General features: G+C 65.8%; 20 protein-coding genes. 4 read left to right on the top strand and 16 right to left on the bottom strand.

What is annotated here, in order from left to right; all coding sequences use genetic code 11:
• Positions 1-17: 17 nt before the first annotated feature.
• Positions 18-1286 carry a 4-aminobutyrate--2-oxoglutarate transaminase gene (locus IT41_RS04930; RefSeq protein WP_036739158.1) on the top strand — a complete coding sequence of 423 codons (1269 nt, stop codon included), beginning with the start codon at positions 18-20 and terminating at the stop codon, positions 1284-1286.
• A 76-nt stretch (positions 1287-1362) separates the two neighbouring features.
• Here the strand turns inward: IT41_RS04930 and IT41_RS04925 are convergent, their stop codons facing one another.
• From IT41_RS04925 to IT41_RS04850, 16 genes are all read right to left on the bottom strand, one after another.
• Positions 1363-2319, bottom strand: coding sequence for an acetyl-CoA carboxylase carboxyltransferase subunit alpha (locus IT41_RS04925; RefSeq protein ID WP_036739157.1), 957 nt, complete (start codon positions 2317-2319; stop codon positions 1363-1365).
• Between the two features lie 74 nt (positions 2320-2393).
• The gene (locus IT41_RS04920) at positions 2394-2828 is read right to left on the bottom strand and encodes a molybdenum cofactor biosynthesis protein MoaE (RefSeq protein WP_036739156.1); all 435 of its coding nucleotides are present in this window, start codon (positions 2826-2828) and stop codon (positions 2394-2396) included.
• A 1-nt stretch (position 2829) separates the two neighbouring features.
• Positions 2830-3081, bottom strand: coding sequence for a molybdopterin converting factor subunit 1 (moaD, locus tag IT41_RS04915; protein WP_036739337.1), 252 nt, complete (start codon positions 3079-3081; stop codon positions 2830-2832).
• Complete coding sequence (gene pgsA, locus IT41_RS04910) at positions 3071-3700, bottom strand: CDP-diacylglycerol--glycerol-3-phosphate 3-phosphatidyltransferase (protein WP_036739155.1); 630 nt, start codon at positions 3698-3700, stop codon at positions 3071-3073. The genes moaD and pgsA overlap by 11 nt, the downstream gene beginning before the upstream one ends.
• Before the next feature lie 69 nt (positions 3701-3769).
• Complete coding sequence (gene uvrC / locus IT41_RS04905) at positions 3770-5641, bottom strand: excinuclease ABC subunit UvrC (RefSeq protein ID WP_036739154.1); 1872 nt, start codon at positions 5639-5641, stop codon at positions 3770-3772.
• Positions 5642-5943: 302 nt separating this feature from the next.
• Entirely contained in the window at positions 5944-6714 is a 771-nt protein-coding gene (locus IT41_RS04900; protein ID WP_036739153.1) for an SDR family oxidoreductase, read from the bottom strand.
• Positions 6711-7634 carry a calcium/sodium antiporter gene (locus IT41_RS04895; RefSeq protein ID WP_036739152.1) on the bottom strand — a complete coding sequence of 308 codons (924 nt, stop codon included), beginning with the start codon at positions 7632-7634 and terminating at the stop codon, positions 6711-6713. Before IT41_RS04895 ends, IT41_RS04900 begins: the two co-directional genes overlap by 4 nt.
• Before the next feature lie 103 nt (positions 7635-7737).
• On the bottom strand, positions 7738-8538 hold the full coding sequence (locus IT41_RS04890; RefSeq protein WP_175496390.1) for a S49 family peptidase: 801 nt from the start codon (positions 8536-8538) through the stop codon (positions 7738-7740).
• Between the two features lie 40 nt (positions 8539-8578).
• The gene (locus tag IT41_RS04885; protein WP_036739151.1) at positions 8579-9454 is read right to left on the bottom strand and encodes a ribokinase; all 876 of its coding nucleotides are present in this window, start codon (positions 9452-9454) and stop codon (positions 8579-8581) included.
• A gap of 118 nt (positions 9455-9572) precedes the next feature.
• Positions 9573-10607, bottom strand: coding sequence for a cytochrome c1 (locus IT41_RS04880; protein ID WP_036739150.1), 1035 nt, complete (start codon positions 10605-10607; stop codon positions 9573-9575).
• 12 nt (positions 10608-10619) lie between these two features.
• Positions 10620-11942 carry a cytochrome b gene (gene petB, locus IT41_RS04875; RefSeq protein WP_036739149.1) on the bottom strand — a complete coding sequence of 441 codons (1323 nt, stop codon included), beginning with the start codon at positions 11940-11942 and terminating at the stop codon, positions 10620-10622.
• A gap of 10 nt (positions 11943-11952) precedes the next feature.
• Complete coding sequence (petA, locus tag IT41_RS04870) at positions 11953-12537, bottom strand: ubiquinol-cytochrome c reductase iron-sulfur subunit (protein ID WP_036739148.1); 585 nt, start codon at positions 12535-12537, stop codon at positions 11953-11955.
• A 171-nt stretch (positions 12538-12708) separates the two neighbouring features.
• The gene (radC, locus tag IT41_RS04865) at positions 12709-13503 is read right to left on the bottom strand and encodes a RadC family protein (protein WP_036739147.1); all 795 of its coding nucleotides are present in this window, start codon (positions 13501-13503) and stop codon (positions 12709-12711) included.
• 46 nt (positions 13504-13549) lie between these two features.
• Entirely contained in the window at positions 13550-14710 is a 1161-nt protein-coding gene (dnaJ, locus tag IT41_RS04860; RefSeq protein ID WP_036739146.1) for a molecular chaperone DnaJ, read from the bottom strand.
• Between the two features lie 81 nt (positions 14711-14791).
• Positions 14792-16708: a molecular chaperone DnaK gene (gene dnaK / locus IT41_RS04855; RefSeq protein ID WP_036739145.1), complete on the bottom strand. Its 1917-nt coding sequence runs from the start codon at positions 16706-16708 to the stop codon at positions 14792-14794.
• A 223-nt stretch (positions 16709-16931) separates the two neighbouring features.
• Complete coding sequence (locus tag IT41_RS04850; protein ID WP_036739335.1) at positions 16932-17753, bottom strand: ABC transporter permease; 822 nt, start codon at positions 17751-17753, stop codon at positions 16932-16934.
• A gap of 129 nt (positions 17754-17882) precedes the next feature.
• On the opposite strand from IT41_RS04850, the gene cysQ reads away from it, so the two are divergent.
• The 3 genes from cysQ to IT41_RS04835 are packed head-to-tail and all read left to right on the top strand — an operon-like array spanning position 17883 to position 20699.
• A complete protein-coding gene (gene cysQ, locus IT41_RS04845; RefSeq protein ID WP_036739143.1) occupies positions 17883-18680 on the top strand; it encodes a 3'(2'),5'-bisphosphate nucleotidase CysQ in 798 nt (265 codons plus the stop codon).
• Positions 18681-18684: 4 nt separating this feature from the next.
• Positions 18685-19485, top strand: a complete 801-nt coding sequence (locus IT41_RS04840; protein ID WP_036739142.1) for a 3-deoxy-manno-octulosonate cytidylyltransferase — start codon at positions 18685-18687, stop codon at positions 19483-19485.
• Complete coding sequence (locus IT41_RS04835; protein WP_036739140.1) at positions 19485-20699, top strand: glycosyltransferase family 2 protein; 1215 nt, start codon at positions 19485-19487, stop codon at positions 20697-20699. The genes IT41_RS04840 and IT41_RS04835 overlap by 1 nt, the downstream gene beginning before the upstream one ends.
• The last annotated feature ends 126 nt before the right edge of the window (positions 20700-20825 follow it).

The following is a 20825-nucleotide window of genomic DNA, read 5'->3' as shown; positions in this document are numbered from 1 at the left end:
CCATCAGGGGGGCTGACATGACCAGCATGACCGATCGCAAGAACGCCGCCATCTCGCGCGGCGTCGGTATGACCACGCAGATCTATGCCGACCGGGCCGAGAATGCCGAGATCTGGGACAAGGAAGGCAATCGCTATATCGACTTTGCCGCCGGCATCGCGGTGGTCAATACCGGCCACCGCCACCCCCGCGTGATCCAGGCGGTCAAGGATCAGCTGGACCGCTTCACCCATACCTGCCATCAGGTCGTGCCTTATGAAAACTATGTCGCCCTGGCCGAACGGCTGAACGCCGCCACCCCCGGCAAGGGGCCGAAAAAGACCGCCTTCTACACCACCGGCGCCGAGGCGGTGGAAAACGCGATCAAGATCGCGCGGCACTATACCGGCCGCCCGGGCATCGTCGCCTTTTCGGGCGGGTTCCACGGCCGCACCTTCATGGGCATGTCGCTGACCGGCAAGGTCCAGCCCTACAAGGCCGGCTTCGGGCCGATGATGAACGATGTCTGGCACCTGCCCTTCCCGAACGATCTGCACGGCGTCACGCAGGATCAGGCGCTGGCGGCGCTGGATCGCCTGTTCAAATCCGATATCGACCCGGCCCGCGTCGCCGCGCTCATCATCGAGCCGGTGCAGGGCGAGGGCGGCTTTTACGAGGCTCCGGCCGGCTTCATGCAGCGGCTGCGGGAAATCTGCGACCAGTATTCCATCCTGCTGATCGCCGATGAGGTGCAGACCGGCTTCGCCCGCACCGGCAAGCTCTTCGCGATGGAGCATCACGGCGTCGCGGCCGATCTGACCACCATGGCCAAGGGGCTGGGCGGCGGCCTGCCGATCAGCGCCGTCACCGGCCGGGCCGAGGTGATGGACAGCCCCGCCCCGGGTGGCTTGGGCGGCACCTATGCCGGCAACCCGCTGGCGGTCGCCGCCGCCCATGCCGTGCTCGACGTGATCGAGGACGAGGATCTCTGCGCCCGCGCCACCCGCCTGGGCCAGCGCCTGAAACAGCGCCTTGCCGGCATCGCCTCGGATGTGCCCGAAATTGCCGATATCCGCGGCCCCGGCTTCATGAACGCGGTCGAATTCAACATTGCCGGCAGCGAAAAGCCCAATCCCGATTTCGCCAATCGCGTCCGGGAAGAGGCGCTCAAGCGCAACCTGATCCTGCTGACCTGCGGCGTCTACGGCAATGTCATCCGCTTCCTCGCCCCCCTGACCATCCAGGACGAGGTCTTCGACGAAGCCCTGACCATCCTCGAGGATTCGCTGCGCGCCGCCCGCGCCTGATGCGGAAAGGCCCGACCATCCGGCCGGGCCGGCCCTTCTTCTTCACTCAAATATCCATGCGGCGGCGAAGCTCGCGCTATGCCAGCGCCCTGGTGCCCATATCCAGGAATTTCTGCCGCCGTTCCCGGACGATCTCGGCGGCGGCCATGCCGGTGAACTCGTCCAGCATGGCCTGGATCGCATCGCCCACGGATGCGATGGCCTCAAGGGGGGCGCGCTGCGCGCCGCCCATCGGCTCGGGGATGATCCGGTCGATCACGCCCAGCTTCCTCAGATCCTGCGCCGTCAGCTTCAGTGCATGGGCGGCCTCGCGCATCTTGTTGGCATCCTTCCACAGGATCGAGGCGCAGCCCTCGGGCGAGATCACCGAATAGATCGAATGTTCCAGCATCGCCACGCGGTTGGCGCTGGCGAATGCCACCGCCCCGCCCGAGCCGCCCTCGCCGATCACGACCGAGATCAGCGGCACGCCGATCTGCAGGCATTTCTCGGTCGACCGCGCGATGGCCTCGGCCTGGCCGCGCTCTTCGGCGCCCTTGCCGGGATAGGCGCCCGAGGTATCCACCAGCGTGATCACCGGCAGGTGGAAACGGTCCGCCAGATCCATCAGCCGGATCGCCTTGCGATAGCCCTCGGGGCGCGCCATGCCGAAATTGTGCAGCAGGCGCGACTTGGTGTCATTGCCCTTTTCATGGCCGATCACCACGCAGGGCCGGTCGCGGAACCGCGCCAGCCCGCCCATCACGGCCAGATCCTCGCCAAAGGCGCGGTCGCCGGCCAGTGGCGTGTATTCGCTGAACAGGTGCTCGATGTAATCCTTGCAATGCGGCCGCTCGGGGTGGCGGGCGACCAGCGTCTTGCGCCAGGGATCCAGCGATTTGTACAGATCCTGCAACATCTCGCCGGCCTTCTTGTCCAGCGCGGCGGCCTCTTTCTGCAGATCGACGCCCTCGCCCTTGCCGGCCAGCGCGCGCAGTTCCTCGGCCTTGCCTTCGAGATCGGCGAGAGGCTTTTCGAACTCAAGATAGGTCATTCCTGGCTCCGCGATGTCATCCGGTCTGGTTGCGCCTGTATGCTTGCCGCGGGCCGGGATTGCAATGCCAAGGCTTACCAGCGGGCCAGCGCATCCTCGTCCTCGGCCCTGGCCTCGACCCAGGCGCCGGGACCGGCGGGGCCGATTTCGCGCTTCCAGAACGGCGCGCGCGATTTCAGCCAGTCCATCAGATATTCGGCGCCGTCAAAGGCCGCCCGGCGATGGCGGGCGGCGGTCGCCACCATCATGATCGTCTCGCCGGCCTCCAGCCGGCCATGGCGGTGGATGATGCGCCAGTCGCGCAACCCGAACCGTTCCGCCGCCGCCTCGCCATAGGCGGTCATCGCCTTTTCGGTCATGCCGGGATAATGCTCGATCTCCAGCGCGACCAGCCGGCCCCCTTCGGCCCTGACCAGCCCCGAAAAGCTGACAATGGCGCCCGCGCCGGCGCCGAAATCCCGCAATTCCTCGCCAATGTCGAAGGCGTCGCGCTGCAGCCGGGCGACCATCTCAGCCCCCGGTCATTGGCGGGAAAAAGGCGACCTCGCGGGCCGCGCCAAGCGGGGCGTCCAGATCGGCCAGTTCCTGATCTAGGGCGACGCGCACGGCCGACAGGTCCGACAGCGCCGCCGCGTGCCATTCGTCCATGGCGGCCAGCTGCGCCACCAGTTCGCGCACCGTCGCGGCATCGGTTTCGATCCTTTCGCGGGGCTGGCCGATGCGTTCGCGCAGCCAGGCGAAATACAGGACATCAAGCGCCATCGGCATCCCTCAGATGTGGCCGCGCCTTGTCGAAATAGTCCCAGCCGGTGATCGCGGTCAGCAGGGCCGCGATCCAGATCAGCGCGAGCCCGGCCTGGGTGGCCAGATCCGACCAGCTGTCCGACCATGGCAGGCTGGGCTCTCCGACCAGCGGCGGGCGTCCGGTTTCATAATAATTCAGGCCGGTGCCCAGAAACAGCACGGCGATGGCCACCATCTGCGCTGTGGTCTTCCACTTGGCGAGATTGGTCACTTTCAGATGCCGCGCCTCATGGCCCAGAAATTCGCGCAGGCCCGAGACGAAAACCTCGCGGAACAGGATCACGGTCGAGGGCAGGATCAGCCAGGGGTTCATCCCCGAATAGCCGGTGATGACCACGACCGCGATGATCACCATGGCCTTGTCGGCGATCGGATCCATGGCGGCGCCGAATCGGCTTTCCTGACCCCAGGCGCGGGCCAGATGACCGTCCAGCCAGTCGGTCGCGGCGGCGACCAGAAACAGCACCAGCGCCGCGAAATCTGCAAAGGGCCGGCTGAGGAACAGAAACATCAGCGGCACCAGCGGCGCGGCCACCAGTCGCAGAACAGTCAGGATATTGGGCAGGGTCCAGCGCATGACTGCAATCTAGGCACTTGTCGCGGCGGGGGGAAGGGGGCGCGACAATTGCAGCCGGGGATCGGACAGCTAACCTTTCTGGAAATGATCGACGATCTTCTGGGCCATGGCCTCGCTGATCCCCCCGACCGCGACCAGATCGGCAAGACCCGCGCGGCTGACCGCCTTGGCACTGCCGAAATGCGCCAGAAGGGCGCGCTTGCGCGCGGCGCCGATGCCGGCGATCTCGTCCAGCGGGTTGGCCATGACGGCCCTGGCGCGTTTCGCGCGATGGCTGCCGATAGCCCAGCGATGCGCCTCGTCGCGCATGCGCTGGACGAAATACAGCACCGGGTCGTTCATCCGCAGGGCAAAGGGCCGCTGGCCGAAGCGGTGAAACTCCTCCTTGCCGTGGTCGCGATCCTCGCCCTTGGCGACGCCGATCATCGGGACGTCCTCGACCCCCAGTTCGGCCATGATCTGGTGGACGGCGCTGACCTGCCCGGCGCCGCCGTCGATCAGCAGCAGGTCGGGCCAGGCCTCGGTCTCGCGGTCGGGATCGTCCTTGAGCAGACGGGCAAAGCGGCGGGTCAGCACCTCTTTCATCATGCCGAAATCGTCGCCCGGCGTGATCTCGGTGCCCTTGATGTTGAACTTGCGATACTGGCTCTTGATCCAGCCCTCGGGGCCGGTGACGACCATGCCGCCGACCGCATTGGTGCCCTGGATATGGCTGTTGTCATAGATCTCGATCCGGCGGGGCGGGGCGGGCAGGTCGAAGGCATCGGCCAGACCTTGCAGCAGGCGGGCCTGCGCGGCGCTTTCCGACATGCGCCGCGCCAGGCTTTCGCGGGCATTGCGCAATGCGTTTTCCACCAGTTCCGCCTTTTCGCCGCGCCGGGGCACGCCCAGCGTGACCTTGCGCCCGGCCTTGTCGGAGAGCGCGTCCTGCATCAGGTCCGGGTCCTCGATCCCGTGCGACAGCAGGATCATGCGCGGCGGCACCTTGCCGTCGTAGAACTGCGCCAGAAAGGCCTGCATCACCTCATCGGCGGATTCGACGCCGTTCAGCTTCGGATAGAAATCGCGGTTGCCCCAGCTTTGATTGCCGCGGATGAAAAAGACCTGCACGCAGGCCTGCCCGCCCTCCATGTGCAGCGCGACGATATCCGCCTCGGCCACGCCGCGCGGGTTGATCGCCTGCACAGACTGCACGGCGGTCAGCGCCTTGATCCGGTCGCGCAGGGCGGCGGCGCGTTCGTATTCCATCGCCTCGGAGGCCGCCGCCATCTCGGCCGCCAGCTGCGCCTGGATGGTCGTGGTCTTGCCCTGCAGGAACTGCTCGGCATCCCTGACCAGCGCGTTGTAATCGTCAAGCTCGATCCGCCCGACACAGGGCGCGCAGCAGCGCTTGATCTGGTAAAGCAGGCAGGGCCGGCTGCGGTTGGCGAATGTCGCATCCGTGCAGGAGCGCAGCAGAAACACCCGCTGCAACTGGTTCAGCGTCCGGTTCACCGCGCCGGCGCTGGCAAAGGGGCCGTAATAATCGCCCTTTTCCGATTTCGCGCCGCGATGCTTCTTGATCTGGGCAAAGGGGTGGGACTTGGCAACCAGAATATTGGGAAACGACTTGTCGTCGCGCAACAGCACGTTGTAGCGCGGCTTGAGCTGCTTGATCAGGTTCTGCTCCAGAAGCAGCGCCTCGGTCTCGGTGCGGGTGGTCAGGAACATCATCGAGCAGGTCTCGCGGATCATCCGCTCGATCCGCGCGGAATGGCCATGCGCGCGCGCATAGCTGGAGACCCGCGCCCGCAGGTTCCGCGCCTTGCCGACGTAAAGCACCGCGCCCTGCGCATCCAGCATGCGATAGACGCCGGGCGAATTGTCCAGCGTCCTCACATAGTCCTGGATCAGCACCTGGCCGGTCCGTGCCGGCGGCTTTTCTGGGTCGGAATCGGTCATGCTGCTAATAAAGTGATTCTTTCGTCTGGCTGCAAATTTGAACCGATAAGTTCAAGATGAATCCTTTCCACGGAATCTGTGGATAACTCTGTGGGTGGCCTTGGGGGCAGTGAGCAAACTGCGAGGCTCTATTGAGAAATCCACGGTTTGCCCAAATATTAGGCACAAACATAGACTATTGATTTCAAACGATATTTTTTGTGATCGCCACAATCTACTGAATTCCTTGCCAGAATCGTGAAGCTTTGGTGAACGCCAAGCCAAAGGTGGACAAGTCATCGCGTCAGAGGCGAAGCCGGGCCCTATTCTACTCCCAGAACATCCGGCGTCCGCCATGCCAGATGCTGCCCTCCGTCCACGCAGATCAGCTGCCCCGTGACCGATGGCGCGTCGATCAGATAGCCGACCGCCGCGCAGATGTCGTCGGGTCCGGCGCCGCGTTGCAGGATGGTGGCGGCACGCTGGCGGGCGAAATGCTCGTCGCTTTGGCGGATCCCCTGCAGGGTCGGGCCGGGGCCGATGGCGTTGACCCGGATATCGGGCGCCAGAGCCTGGGCCGCGCTGCGCGTCAGCCACCAAAGCCCCGCCTTGGCGATCGAATAGGTCATGAATTCGGGCGTCGGCTTCAGCACGCGCTGGTCTATCATATTGATCACCAGCGCCCGCGCGCGCGGCTCATCCGTGCCGTGATCCGCTTTGGGCGCCTGTCGCGCAAAGGCCTGGGTCAGCAGAAACGGCGCCCGCAGGTTCGAGCCGATATGCCGGTCCCAGCTTTGCCGCGTGGCGCTGTCAAGATTGTCATATTCAAAGATCGAGGCATTGTTGACCAAAAGCGTCAGCGGCCCCAGCACGGCGGCAACCCGGCCGATCAGCGTCTCGGTCTGGTCGAGATCCAGCAGATCGGCGTGAAAGGCCTCGGCCCGGACGCCCATGGCGCGGGCCTCGGCTGCCGTGGCCTCGGCCCCATCGGCCGAGTGGTGGAAATGGATCGCGACATCCTGACCGCGCCCGGCCAGATACAGCGCGATGGCGCGGCCGAGCCTCTGGCCGGCGCCGGTGATCAGCGCGGTCACAGGATCATCCCTAGATAGATCGCATAGATGCCCAGCAGCGCCGCGCCGGCCAGCCGGTTCAACTGCCAGCCGCGAAACAGGAAGGGCGCCGGCAGCAGCGCGGCGGCCAGCATGATCCACAGGTCCAGCCGCAGCATCTGCGCCGGCACGGGCAGGGTGCCGATCAGGGCGGTGACGCCCAGTATCGACAGGATATTGAAGATATTCGAGCCGATGACATTGCCAAGCGCAAGATCCGCGCGCCCGCGCAGCGCCGCGATGACCGAGGTCGCCAGCTCGGGCAGCGACGTGCCGACGGCGACCAGCGTCAGGCCGATCACCGCCTCGCTGATGCCCAGCTGGCGCGCGATATCGGTCGCGCCCGCGACCAGCATCTGCCCGCCGACCGGCAGGGCGATCAGGCCGATCAGCAGCCAGAGCAGGATCGTGCGCCAGCCGGCAGCCTGATCGCCGGCGGGCAGATCGACGCTGCCCTGCCGCGCCGTCGTGATCTGGCGCCACAGGACGGTGGCCAGAGCGGCCAGCAGGATCGCGCCCTGCGGCCGGCCCAGCGGCCCCATGAAGGCCATGGCGATCAGCAGGATCGAGGCCGCGATCATCATGACCCAGCTTTCGCGCAGGTCGGTGTCGCGGGTGGCAATGCCCGAAACCAGGGCCGGCAGGCCAAGGACCAGCAGGATATTCGCGATATTCGAGCCGATGACATTGCCAAGCGCGATATCGGGCGAGCCGTTCAGCACCGCCGCGACCGATACGATCATCTCGGGCGCCGAGGTGCCGAAGGCCACGACCGTCAGCCCGACGATCAGCGCCGGCAGACCCAGGCGCAGGGACAGGCCGACCGCCCCCCGCACAAGAAACTCGCCGCCAGTGACAAGCGCGGCAAGGCCGAACAGGATCAGGAGCAACTCAACAATCATCTATGCGGCAGTCCAAGCAGGCGCGCGATCAGCCGGCGCAGGCCCGGCCCCGCCATGAGCGCAAGCGCGACGATCACCAGCAGGCACAAGATGACGAGCTTGATCATCCGCGGCCGGCCCCGAAACGCGCGAAGGCGCTGCGTTGCTCAAGGGAGTCGATGACATCATCGGCCGACAGGCCAAAGCGGCGCAGCAGCGAGGCGCGCGGGCCATAGGTCAGGAAACGGACCTTTTCGCCGTAAAGCTCGCGCATCTTCGGCACCAGATGCGCGATGCCATCGGCAAGGCCCAGTTTCACCGCCTCGCGCCCGGTCCAGATATCGCCGGTGAACAGGTCGGCATCGCGCGCCAGCCGGTCGCCCCGGCGGCTGCGGATCTGCTGCTTGAAGGCCTCGTGGATCGGGCCAAGCAGCCGGTCCAGCCGCGCGACATCCTCGGGCGTTTCCGGGCGGAACGGGTCGAGCAGCGATTTCGAGCGCCCGGCGGTATGCACGCGCCGCTCGATCCCGTGGCGCTGGATCAGCTCGTTGAAGCCGAAACCGGCCGAGATGACCCCGATCGAGCCCAGGACCGAGCTTTCATCGGCCCAGATGAAATCCGCGCTGGAGGCCAGCCAGTAGCCCCCCGAGGCGGCGACATCCTCGACAAAGGCGTGGACGGGAATGTCGTTTTCCTCGGCCAGGCGGCGGATGCGGGCGCCGATCAGGCTGGATTGCACCGGCGAGCCGCCGGGCGAGTTCACGGCCAGCGCGACCGCCGCCGGCCTGCGGCGCCGGAAGGCGCGTTCCAGCAGCGGCGCCAGTGCCGCGTCAGAGAGGCCCGTGCCTCGGCCGACGGCGCCGATCGCGCCCTGCAGGCGCAGAACGGCAATGCTGGGCGGGCGGTTCAGAAACGGGATTTTCATGGCAATCCAGATAGGCGCAGGGCGGCGCGCGGGCAAGCGCTCATCCGTGCTGTTTCAGAAATGTCATCACCTCGTCGCGCCCGGGCATCGCGTCGCCCGCCCCCTTGCGCGTGACCTGCAGCGCGGCGGCTGCGGCGGCATGGCGCAGGGCGGTGGCGATATCCTCGCCTCGCGACAGGCCGGCGGCGAACCAGCCGGCAAAGCAGTCGCCCGCCCCGGTCGTGTCCTCGGCCCGCACCTGAAACGCGGGCTGAAGCCGCGCCGGGCCGCCGCGCAGGTCGCGATATTCGGCCCCCGCCGCGCCCCGGGTGATCAGCATCCCGTCGATGGGCAGATCCTCGCCAAAGGCGGCGAAGGTGTCGCGGGCCTCGATTTCATTGACCGCGAGGATCGAGATATGGGGCAGGACCGCGCGCAGCGGCGCGATCTCGAACGGGGCGGCGGAATAGATCACCCGGGCGCCGGCGGCTTTCGCCTGCGCGGCGGCCTCGGGCTGCAGGCTGGTTTCATTCTGCAGCAGCAGGATAGCGCCGGGGCCGATCGCGGCAAGCTCCTGGGTCAGCAGGTTCTCCGGCAGGGCGCGGTTCGCGCCGCCATGCAGGATGATCGAATTCTCGCCCCCGGGATCGACCAGAATGATGGCATGACCGGTCGCGACCTCGGGCAGCCGCGCGATGGCCCGCGTGTCGACGCCGGCGGCGGCCAGCCGCGCCAGCACCCAGTCGTCGCCGGTCCCCATCGCCCCCAAATGCACGACATCCGCCCCGGCGCGGGCAGCGGCGACGGATTGATTCGCGCCCTTGCCGCCCAGCCCCAGCCGCAGATCCAGCGAGCCCAGCGTTTCGCCGGCCCGGGGCAGCGCGGCAAGCCGATACACATGGTCGATATTGATCGAGCCGAGATTATAGATGGTCATGCGCCCCCCTGTCCTTGCTCGCGCCATCTCACCGGGGGCGGCGGGTTTTGTCCAGAGCCGGCCCGCCAATGAAAAACGCGCCCCCGAAGGAGCGCGTCTTGCCGTCATTTATCCGCGATCACTCGGGCTGGCGGGCATGCTTGATCGACCACCAGAGCTTCTTGTTGGTCAGATAGAGCAGGGCGGACAGAACGATCAGGAAGATGACCGAGACAAAGCCGACCTGCTTGCGGTCCATCAGCTTGGGTTCGGCGGTCCACATCAGGAAGGCCGACACGTCGCGGGCCATCTGATCCACCGTGGCGGGGGTGCCGTCCTCATAGGTGACCAGATCGTCGCTCAGCGGCTCGGGCATCTGGATCCAGTTCCCGGCAAAGGCGGTGTTGTGGTAGAGAACGGCGCCCGCCTCTTCCTTGGTTTCACCGCTATAGCCGGTCAGGACGGCATGGATGTATTCCGGGCCGCCGATGCCGTTGATCAGCTGCGAAATCCCGGTGCCGGCGGGGCCGTGGAAGCCGGCCCTTGCCTTGGCCATCAGCGACAGATCCGGCCCCATGCCGTCGCCCGAGACGGTGGGGAAATGGTCGGTCGGGATGCGCGGGCGATCCTCGTCCGCTTCCGGGTCGTAGATATCGAAATTCGCGGCATAGGCGCGGACCTGATTTTCCGGCAGTCCGGGACCGTTCTGGTCTTCCAGGGTGCGCAGCGGCACATAGCGCAGACCGTGGCAGGCGGCGCAGACCTCGGTATAGACCTGCAGGCCGCGTTGCAGCTGGAACTGGTCATATTTGCCGAAAGGCCCCTCGAAGCTGAAGGAGATATCCTCGATATGAGGCTCTTCCGCAGCTTCCGCAACTTCCTCACCGGCAGGTTCTTCAGCGGTTTCGGCCTCTGCCGCCGGTTCTTCGGCCGCAGCTTCCTCGGCTACCGGCTCCTCTGCCTCAGGCTCCTCGGCCGCTGCCGGCTCTTCGCCGGCGGTGGCGTCCGCCTCGGCGGCCTGGGGGGCTTCTGTCATTGGCGCTTCGGCCACCGGCGCCTCGGTCGCGGCGGCCGAAGCCCCTTGAGCGGCATCGGAATCCTGGGCCAGCGCGCTGCCTGCCAAGACCATCGTCAGGGCCGCAACAGCCGTGAGCGATACGTTTCTCATGGTCATTGATGCCTCTCCTTACTCGGCAGGATGGGTTTCTGGCCCGTAATGGGCGTTGAAGTCTTCCTCGATCGTCTGCGGCATGGGCGCCGGCTTTTCGATGATGCCCAGAAGCGGCAGGATGATCAGGAAGTAAGCGAACCAATATGCCGAAGCCGCCAGCGCGATATAGGGATAGATCCCCTCGGTCGGCCGGGCGCCGACCCACATCAGGACGACAAAGTCCGCGGCCACAAGCCAGTACCACCACTTGAACAGCGGCCGGTACTGGCCGGAACGCACGCGCGAGGTGTCCAGCCACGGCACAAGGGCCAAGACCAGGATCGCCCCGAACATCGCCAGAACGCCGAAGAACTTGGCGTCGATGATGCCGAAGGACAGCCATTCGACCAGCATCACCACCCAGACATCCGCGGTAAAGGCCCGCAGGATCGCGTAGAAGGGCAGGAAGTACCATTCCGGCACGATATGGGCGGGCGTCGAAAGCGGGTTCGCCTCGATATAGTTGTCGGGGTGGCCCAGATAGTTCGGCATGAAGCCGACGACGGCGAAGAACACCACCAGGATCACGGCCAGCGCGAACAGGTCCTTGATCACGAAATAGGGCCAGAAGGGCACGGTGTCCTTGGCGGCCTCTTCCTTGCTGGTGCGGCGCACCTCGATGCCGGTGGGGTTGTTGTTGCCGGTGGTGTGGAAGGCCCAGACATGGAGCAGCACCAGCGCCGCGATCACGAAGGGCAGCAGGTAATGCAGCGAGAAGAAGCGGTTCAGCGTCGGGTTGTCCACCGCCGGCCCGCCCAGGAGCCAGGTCTGGATCGATTCGCCGATGCCCGGGATCGCGCCGAACAGGCCGGTGATCACCGTTGCGCCCCAGAAGGACATCTGACCCCAGGGCAGCACATAGCCCATGAAGGCCGTCGCCATCATCGCCAGATAGATCAGCATGCCGATGATCCAGGTCACTTCGCGCGGCGCCTTGTACGAGCCGTAATACAGGCCGCGGAAAATGTGGATGTAGACGGCAAAGAAGAACAGCGAGGCGCCATTGGCATGCAGGTAGCGGATCATGTACCCGCCATTGACGTTGCGCATGATGTGCTCGACGCTGGCGAAGGCCATGTCGGCATGCGGCGTGTAATGCATCACCAGCACGATGCCGGTCACGATCTGCAGGACCAGGCAAAAGGCCAGCACAATGCCCCAGATCCACCACCAGTTCAGGTTCTTGGGGGTTGGAATCATCAGCGTGTCATAGACCAGGCTGACGACGGGAAGGCGGCGATGCAGCCAGCGTTCAAAGCCCGTCCTGGGCTCGTAATGGTCGTGGGGAATTCCGGCCATCTGCGTCTCCTCAGCCCAGTTTGATGGTGGTTTCGTTGATGAACTCGGCCACGGGAACCGGCAGGTTCTTCGGTGCCGGGCCACGACGGATGCGTCCGGCCGTATCGTAATGGCTGCCATGGCAGGGGCAGAACCAGCCGCCGAAATCGCCTGCGCCGTCACCGATCGGCACGCAGCCCAGATGGGTGCAGACGCCGATCATCACCAGCCATTCGCCGGCCTCGTCCATGGTGCGGTTTTCGTCCGTTGCGGGCTCGCCGGGCTTGTTGGCGTTTTCCGCGCCCTGGTCGATCAGCTGGTTCAGTTGGACTTCGCGGCCCTGCTGGATTTCCTGTTCGGTGCGGCGGCGGATGAACACGGGCTTGCCCAGCCATTTCACCGTCAGCTGCGTGCCGGTCTCGACCCCGCTGATATCGACCTGGATCGAGGCAAGCGCCTGCACGTCTGACGATGGGTTCATCTGATTGACAAGCGTCCAGGCTGCGGCACCCGCCGCGATCGTGCCGGCGCCGGCAGTCGCGTAATAGAGGAAGTCCCTCCGGGTGCCGTGGTCGCCTGCGTGTTCGTCTGCGTGGGACACGGGTTTGATCTCCATTTTTACCCCTTGCGGGGCGATACGGCCGAACGGGCCGTGTCGAACACAGCCCTCGCTTAGGCGGTTCTAGCGATCAAATTCATGTCAGTCCAGAAGGCCAGCGGTGAGAATCTGCCGCATATCGCCGCAGGTGTGGGATTTTGGCTGCCGCCGGCGCCGGGCCAGGGCGGGCTAAAGAAGGCCTTCGCTGCGAAAGCTGAGTTCGCGCGCCTTGCCGATGATCAGATGGTCATGGACCGCGATTCCCATGACCTCGCCAGCCGCGACGATGCGGCCGGTCATCGCGATGTCGGCCTGTGACGGTGTCGGATCGCCCGAGGGATGGTTATGCACCAGAATCAGGGCGCTGGCGGTCAGTTCCAGTGCCCGGCGCATGATTTCGCGCGGATAGACCGGAACGTGATCGACCGTGCCGCGGGCCTGTTCCTCATCCGCGATCAGGACGTTCTTGCGATCCAGATAGAGGACCCGGAACTGTTCGATCTCGCGATGCGCCATGGCGGTGTGGCAATAGTCCAGCAGCGCGTCCCAGCTGGTCAGCACGGGGCGGTGCATGACGCGCGCCCGGGCAAGCCTTTGCGCCGCGGCCTCGACGATCTTCAGTTCCTGGATCACCGCCGGGCCGACGCCGGAGATTTCGCCCAGCCGGGCGGGTGGGGCGGTGAGCACGCGATTGAAGTCGCCGAAACGCTCCATGAGCCGGCGCGCCAGCGGTTTCACATCCTGGCGCGGGATGGCGCGGAACAGGACCAGTTCCAGCAGCTCGTAATCGGGCATCGCCGTGGCCCCGCCCTGCATGAAGCGTTCGCGCAGCCGCGCGCGGTGATCGGCCAGATAGCTGGGCGTCGGCCGGCCGCGCGGCGCGAGCGCGCCGCTGGCCGGCACCGCCTCATCCCCGGCGCGCCCGGAAGGGGCGCCTGGAAACAGCGGCAGCGGAGCTTCGTGAAAGGCGTGATTCCTGTCCATGGCAGCCACGTTGCCACGCGGGAATGAAAAAAGGGTTAAGCGGCGCTCAGCCCTTCATCTCGTCCCAGAAGCCCTTGATCTTATGAAAGAAACCCTGTGTCTGCGGGTTGTTGTCGGCCTTGATGTTCTCGAACTCGCGCAGCAGTTCCTTTTGCCGCGCGGTCAGATTCACCGGCGTTTCGACCGAAAGCTCGATCAGCATGTCGCCCGATTCGCCGCTCATGCCCGGACCGTGGCGCAGGGGCGGCATGCCTTTTCCGCGCAGACGCAGCTGTTTGCCCGATTGCGTGCCGGCGGGCACCTTGACCCGCGAGCGGCCGCCGTCGATGGTCGGCACCTCGATTTCGCCGCCAAGCGCGGCGGTCGCCATGCTGACCGGAACCTGGCAGGCCAGCATCTTGCCGTCGCGCAGAAAGATCGGGTGCTCCCTGACCTCGATGAAGATGTAAAGATCGCCGGCCGGGCCGCCGCGCATGCCGGCCTCGCCCTCGCCGGCCAGACGGATGCGGGTGCCGGTCTCGACCCCCGCCGGGATGTTGACCGACAGGGTGCGTTCCTTCTGGACGCGCCCGGCGCCGTGGCAATCCGTGCAGGGATTCTTGACGATCTGGCCCTGGCCGCCGCAGGTCGGGCAGGTGCGTTCGACGGTGAAAAATCCCTGCGTCGCCCGAACCTTGCCCATGCCGGAACACGTCGGGCAGGAGGTCGGCTCGACCGCGCCCTCGGCGCCGGTGCCGTTGCAGGAATCGCAGGCCACCGATCCGGGCACGTTGATGGTCTTTTGCACGCCGGCGAAGGCATCCTCAAGCGAGACGCGCAGGTTGTAGCGCAGATCCTGGCCGCGGCTGGCGCGCGAGCGGCCGCCGCCGCCGCCCGCGCGGCGGCCCATCATGTCGCCGAACAGATCCTCGAACACATCCGCGAAGGCCGAGCCGAAATCGCCGCCCGGATGACCGCCGCGCCCGAAGCCGCCGCCGCCATTTTCAAAGGCGGCATGGCCGAAACGGTCATAGGCGGCCTTTTTCTGACCGTCCTTCAGGCATTCATAAGCCTCGTTCACTTCCTTGAACTCGGCTTCGGAAACCTTGCAATCCTTGTTGCGGTCCGGGTGCAGCTGCTTTGCCTTGGTGCGATAGGCCTTCTTGATCTCGTCGGCCGACGCCCCCCGAGCAACGCCCAGAATATCGTAATAGTCGCGTTTCGCCATGTCGTTCGCGTCCGGGGTCCTTAAAGAAGCAACCGGCCCGTGCGGGTCTGCAGCGGGCCGGCCGGTTGGGTCACATCGCGCTTACTTGCGCTTGTCCTCGCCGAGATCCTCGAAATCGGCATCGACGATCTCGTCATCCACGTCGCGGGGGCCGGCCTCGTCATCGGCATCGGCCTTGCCGGATTCATCCTGGCTGGCCTTGTAGATGGCCTCGCCCAGCTTCATCGAGGCGTCCATCAGGTTCTGGATGCCGCCCTTGATCTTGCCGGCATCGTCGGACTTGAGCGTCTCTTCCAGCGCGCCGACGGCCAGCTCGATCGCCTCGACGGTCGAGCCGTCCACCTTGTCGCCATGCTCTTCCAGCGACTTCTTGGTGGTGTGGATCAGGCTTTCGGCCTGGTTCTTGGCCTCGACCAGTTCCTTGCGGGACTTGTCGGCCTCGGCATTGGCCTCGGCGTCCTTGACCATCTTCTCGATCTCGTCATCCGACAGCCCGCCCGAGGCCTGGATGGTGATCTTCTGTTCCTTGCCGGTGCCCTTGTCCTTGGCGGAAACCGAGACGATGCCGTTCGCGTCGATATCGAAGGTGACCTCGATCTGCGGCATGCCGCGCGGCGCCGGCGGGATGTCCTCAAGGTTGAACTGGCCCAGCAGCTTGTTGTCCGCGGCCATTTCACGCTCGCCCTGGAAGACGCGGATGGTCACCGCGTTCTGATTGTCCTCGGCGGTCGAGAAGATCTGCGATTTCTTGGTCGGGATGGTGGTGTTGCGGTCGATCAGGCGGGTGAACACGCCGCCCAGGGTTTCGATGCCCAGGGACAGCGGCGTCACGTCCAGCAGCACCACGTCCTTGACATCGCCCTGCAGCACGCCGGCCTGAATCGCGGCGCCAAGCGCCACGACCTCGTCCGGGTTCACGCCCTTATGCGGCTCCTTGCCGAAGAAGGAGGTCACTTCCTCGACCACTTTCGGCATCCGCGTCATGCCGCCGACCAAGACGATCTCGTCGATATCGCCCTTGGACATGCCGGCATCCTTGAGCGCGTCCTGAACCGGCTTCATGGTGCGCTTGATGAGGTCGCCGACCAGCGATTCCAGCTTGGCGCGGGTCAGTTTCATGACCATGTGCAGCGGCGTGCCCGAATCCTTGTCCATCGAGATGAACGGCTGGTTGATCTCGGTCTGCGAGGCGCTGGACAGCTCGATCTTGGCCTTTTCGGCGGCCTCTTTCAGGCGCTGCAGCGCCATCTTGTCGCGGGTCAGATCGACGCCATGCTCTTTCTTGAACTCGTCAGCGAGGTAGTTCACGATCCGCATGTCGAAATCCTCACCGCCCAGGAACGTGTCCCCGTTGGTGGATTTCACCTCGAACAGCCCGTCGTCGATCTCCAGGATGGTGATGTCGAAGGTGCCGCCGCCAAGGTCGTAGACGGCGATGGTCTTGGATTCCTTCTTGTCGAGCCCATAGGCCAGCGCGGCGGCGGTCGGCTCGTTGATGATGCGCAGGACTTCAAGCCCGGCGATCTTGCCGGCATCCTTGGTCGCCTGACGCTGGGCGTCGTTGAAATAGGCCGGCACGGTAATCACCGCCTGCTCGACCTTTTCGCCCAGATAGGATTCGGCGGTTTCCTTCATCTTCTGCAGGATGAAGGCGGAAATCTGGCTGGGCGAATACTGCTCGCCCCGGACCTCGACCCAGGCGTCGCCATTGCCGCCATCGACAATGCTGTAGGGGACGAGTTTCTTGTCCTTTTCGACTTCCGCGTCGCTGGTGCGGCGGCCGATCAGGCGCTTGACGGCGAAAATCGTGTTCGAAGGGTTGGTCACCGCCTGACGCTTGGCAGGCTGGCCGACCAGACGTTCGCTATCGGTGAAGGCGACGATCGAGGGCGTCGTGCGCGCACCTTCCGAGTTCTCGATGACCTTGGGCTGGCTGCCGTCCATGATGGCGACGCAGCTGTTCGTGGTCCCGAGGTCGATGCCGATGACTTTAGACATGCAATAACCTTTCTTGCGGCGATATTACGGGCTGCGGGTCCCATGAGGCCCCCGAAACCCAATCCCTGGATTGGTCCGGACGGGCCCGTCAGGCGGGCGCTCCCGGCGTTCATGGGCCTATATAGGAAGGGGTCTGGCGGCCTGCAAGCAGACCGCTTCGCAGAAAATATCGCTTTTGTGACGAATGTCCGGCCAGGCGTGGCCGCCGCGCCACCGGGCGGGTTCAGCGCCCCGCCCACCAGCTGATCGAGGCGGATCTGCGGGTCACGAATTCCGCCATCAGCCCGATCATCAGCAGCGCCAGCGTGGCATAGACCGGATATGTCAGCGAGGAATTGCGCGGCGCATAGTTGATGAAGGCGAAGCCGCGCGTCTGGTCGATGATGTGAAACAGGGGGTTCCAGGCAAAGATCTGCAGCATCGCGCCCGGCATGGTGTTGGCGACGAACATCTTGCCGGAAAACACCATGTTGATGCGCTGGTAGAACTGGGTCAGCACCGTCGCCGCCTGCGGCCACCAGGGCCGGATCGACAGAAAGATCAGCCCGATGCAGCAGCCCGAGAACCAGGACAGCAGCAGCATGCCATAGCAGGCCAGCGGGCGGTCGATCTCGACCGGCTCGACCAGGTAATTATAGGCCGACAGGATCACCACCGCCGAAAACGTCTGCCGGTAAAGCGCCGCCAGCGCCGCCGAGGTGATCAGCACGGCGGGGTTCATCGGTCCGTGCTTCATCATCTGGTTGTTCGGGTTGCCCATGCCCGAGACCGCGCCGATGGCCTGCGAATGGGCCATGAACATGAAGATCCCGGTCATGATATAGACGATGAAATCGCCCCGGATGGGCGAGGTCTTCACGCCGATGACCACGAACATCAGATAAAAGCCCAGGATCATGCCGACCGACTGCAGCACGGTCATGATCAGGCCGACCACGGCATTGCGCTGCCCCTTGCGCAGGTTGTTCACCGTGACATGATAGATCAGCGCCAGCGTCGAGAACGCGGCTTCGACCATGTTTCGGTTGCGTTGCTGCGTGAACATGGACAGGTTCGACTTCTGCTTGGGGTTGCCGGGCGCTTGCCCTGCGCGATCCGCCACATCATAAGGAACGCGAATGCCTGTTACAATCGGCGTGGCATCGCGGGAAGCCCGGTCTGGAAAGGAAAGCCCATGCAATTCGATCTATTGATTGCCGAAATGCGCCGCCTTGCCCTGCGGGCGGGCGCCGAGATCATGCGCATCTATGGCAGCGAGGATTTCGAGGTCCGCGCCAAGTCCGACGCCTCGCCGGTGACCGAGGCGGACGAGGCCGCCGACGCGCTGATTTCCGCCGGGCTGCGCGCCGCATTCCCCGATATTCCGCTGGTGACCGAGGAACAGGCCGCCACCCATGGCCAGACCCTGTCCAGCTTTCTGATCGTCGATCCGCTGGACGGGACCAAGGAATTCGTCCAGCGCCGCGGCGATTTCACCGTGAACATCGCCTATGTCGAGAATGGCGTACCGCGGCTGGGCGTGGTCTATGCCCCGGCCAAGGAACGCCTGTTCTACACCGCAGCCGAGGGTGGCGCGGTCGAGGAAAAGGCCCCCTTCGGCGAGACCCCCGGCGAGTTGACGCCGATCGGCGTGAACTCGATGCCCGACAATCGCGGCCTGATGGTCGTGGCCTCGAAATCGCATCGCGATGCGGCGACCGACGACTATATCGACCGCTATGGCGTGCGCGACATGACCTCGGCCGGCAGTTCGCTGAAATTCTGCCTTGTCGCCACGGGCGAGGCGGACCTTTATCCGCGGCTGGGCCGGACCATGGAATGGGACACCGCGGCCGGCGACGCGGTGTTGCGCGCGGCGGGCGGCGAGGTGGTGCGTTTCGACGACCATACGCCCCTGACCTATGGCAAGCCGGGCTTCGAGAACCCGTTCTTCATCGCCTTCGCGCCGGGTGTGCTGCTGGTCAAGGACTGATCCCATGTCCGTCGTCATCGTGATTCCCGCCCGCCATGCCTCGACCCGCTATCCCGGCAAGCCGCTGGTCGAACTGCGCGGCGCCTCGGGGCAGGGGCGCAGCCTGATCCGCCGCAGCTGGGAGGCGGCCTGTGCCGCGCGGGGCATCGACCGGGTGATCGTGGCGACCGACGACGCGCGCATCCGCGATCATGCCGAGGGGTTCGGGGCCGAGGTCGCGATGACCTCGACCGGGGCCCGCAACGGCACCGAACGCTGCGCCGAGGCGGTGGCCAATCTGGGCCTCGCGCCCGAGATCGTGGTGAACCTGCAGGGCGACGCGCCGCTGACCCCGGCCTGGTTCGTCGAGGATCTGGTCGCCGGGCTGCGCGCCGATCCCGGCGCCGATGTGGCGACGCCGGTGTTGCAGTGCACGGGCGCGATGCGTTCGGATCTGATCGCGGATCGCGTGGCGGGCCGCGTCGGCGGCACCACTGCGGTTTTCGGCCATGACCGGCGGGCGCTGTATTTCTCGAAAGAGGTGATTCCCCATGCAGGCGCCGAATTCGGCCCCAGCGATCCGACGCCGGTCTTTCACCATGTCGGCGTCTATGCCTATCGTCCCGCGCCGCTGGCCGAATATCCGACCTGGGACGAGGGGCGCCTGGAGACGCTGGAGGGGCTTGAACAGCTGCGCTTCCTCGAACGCGGCCGGCGCATCCTTTGCGTCGAGGTCGAGGCGCGCGGCCGCGAATTCTGGGAGCTGAACAACCCGTCGGACGTGCCCAAGCTCGAGGCGATGATGCAGTGCATGGGCATCGCCTGATGGTCCAGCCGCCGGCGCCGCCGGCCCGGACCAGCATTGTCATCGTCTCGCGCCACCGGCCTCAGGCGCTGGAGCGCTGCCTGACCGCGCTGAGCCGCCAGGACCACCCCGCCATCGAGATCGTGCTGGTCGCCGATCCGGGCTCGGTCGATATCTGTCCCGATCTGCCGCTGAAACGCTGCGTCTTCGACCAGCCCAATATCCCGGCCGCGCGCAACGAGGGCATCGCCCTGTCGGCCGGCGAGGTGATCGCCTTCATCGATGACGACGCGCTGGCGGTGCCGGGCTGGGCCAGCGCGCTGACCGCGCCCTTCGCTGATTCGCGCGTGCTGGCGGCGGCCGGTTTCACGCGCGGCCCCGACGGGCTGAGCTGGCAGGCCCGGGCCGAACGGCTGACCGCCTCGGGGCAGACCCGGCCGATCGGGCTGGACGGGGCCGCGCTGTTGCCGGTCGAGGGCGGCGAGCCTGTCAACACCATCGGCACCAATTGCGCGTTCCGCCGCGATGCGCTGCTGCGGATCGGCGGCTTCGATCCCGCCTATGGCTATTATCTGGACGAAAGCGACGTGAACATGCGCATGGCCGCGCGGTTTCCGCAGGCGCTGACGGCGGTGGTGCCGCAGGCGCAGGTGATCCACGGCCTTGCGCCGGGGGCGGATCGCAAGGCGGGCGGCGTGCCCGGCGATCTGACCCGGATCGGCCGTTCGGCGGCGATCTTTGCCCGGCGTCATGGCGGCGGCCCGGGCTGGGTGCGCGAATCGCAGCGTCGCCGGCTGTTGCGGCACATGCTGGCCGGCCGGCTGGACCCGTGCGCCGTCAGGCCGCTGCTGGCCACGCTGGAGCGTGGCCTGGCCGAGGGGCGGCGCGCCGTGCCGGCCCCCTTGCCCCCCTGGGACCGCCCCGATCCGCCCGCTTTCCGGCCCCTGCCCATGCGGCCCCTGCACGAGGTCTTTCTGGCCGGCTGGCACTGGCAGGCCCGGTCGTTGCGCGCCCGCGCGGCGGCGGCGGTGGCCGAGGGCGCGCTGGCGATGATCCTGCTGCTGACCCCCGGCTTCCTGCCGCACCGGATGCTGTTGACCGAGGGCGGCTGGTGGGAACAGCGGGGCGGCCTTTGGGGTGCCTCGCGCCCCGGCGATTCACCAGTATTTCTGACAAGTTGGACGAAAAGGATAAGCCGCGAGCGGGGGAATCTTCTGGACCTGAGCGCAAAATAGGCGGAAAATCGCACCGGAATGCCTGAAGCCTGACCTCGGTACAAGATCGGGGGAACGGTTTTGATGATCGGACACTTATTGTGCATGCGCCAGCAATGGGGATAACCCCGGACAATGTTGGCGTAG

The organism is Paracoccus halophilus (assembly GCF_000763905.1).
Lineage (GTDB): Bacteria > Pseudomonadota > Alphaproteobacteria > Rhodobacterales > Rhodobacteraceae > Paracoccus > Paracoccus halophilus.
The sequence above is the reverse complement of the archived record's forward strand: the minus strand, read 5'-3'. Positions and strand labels throughout refer to the sequence as shown.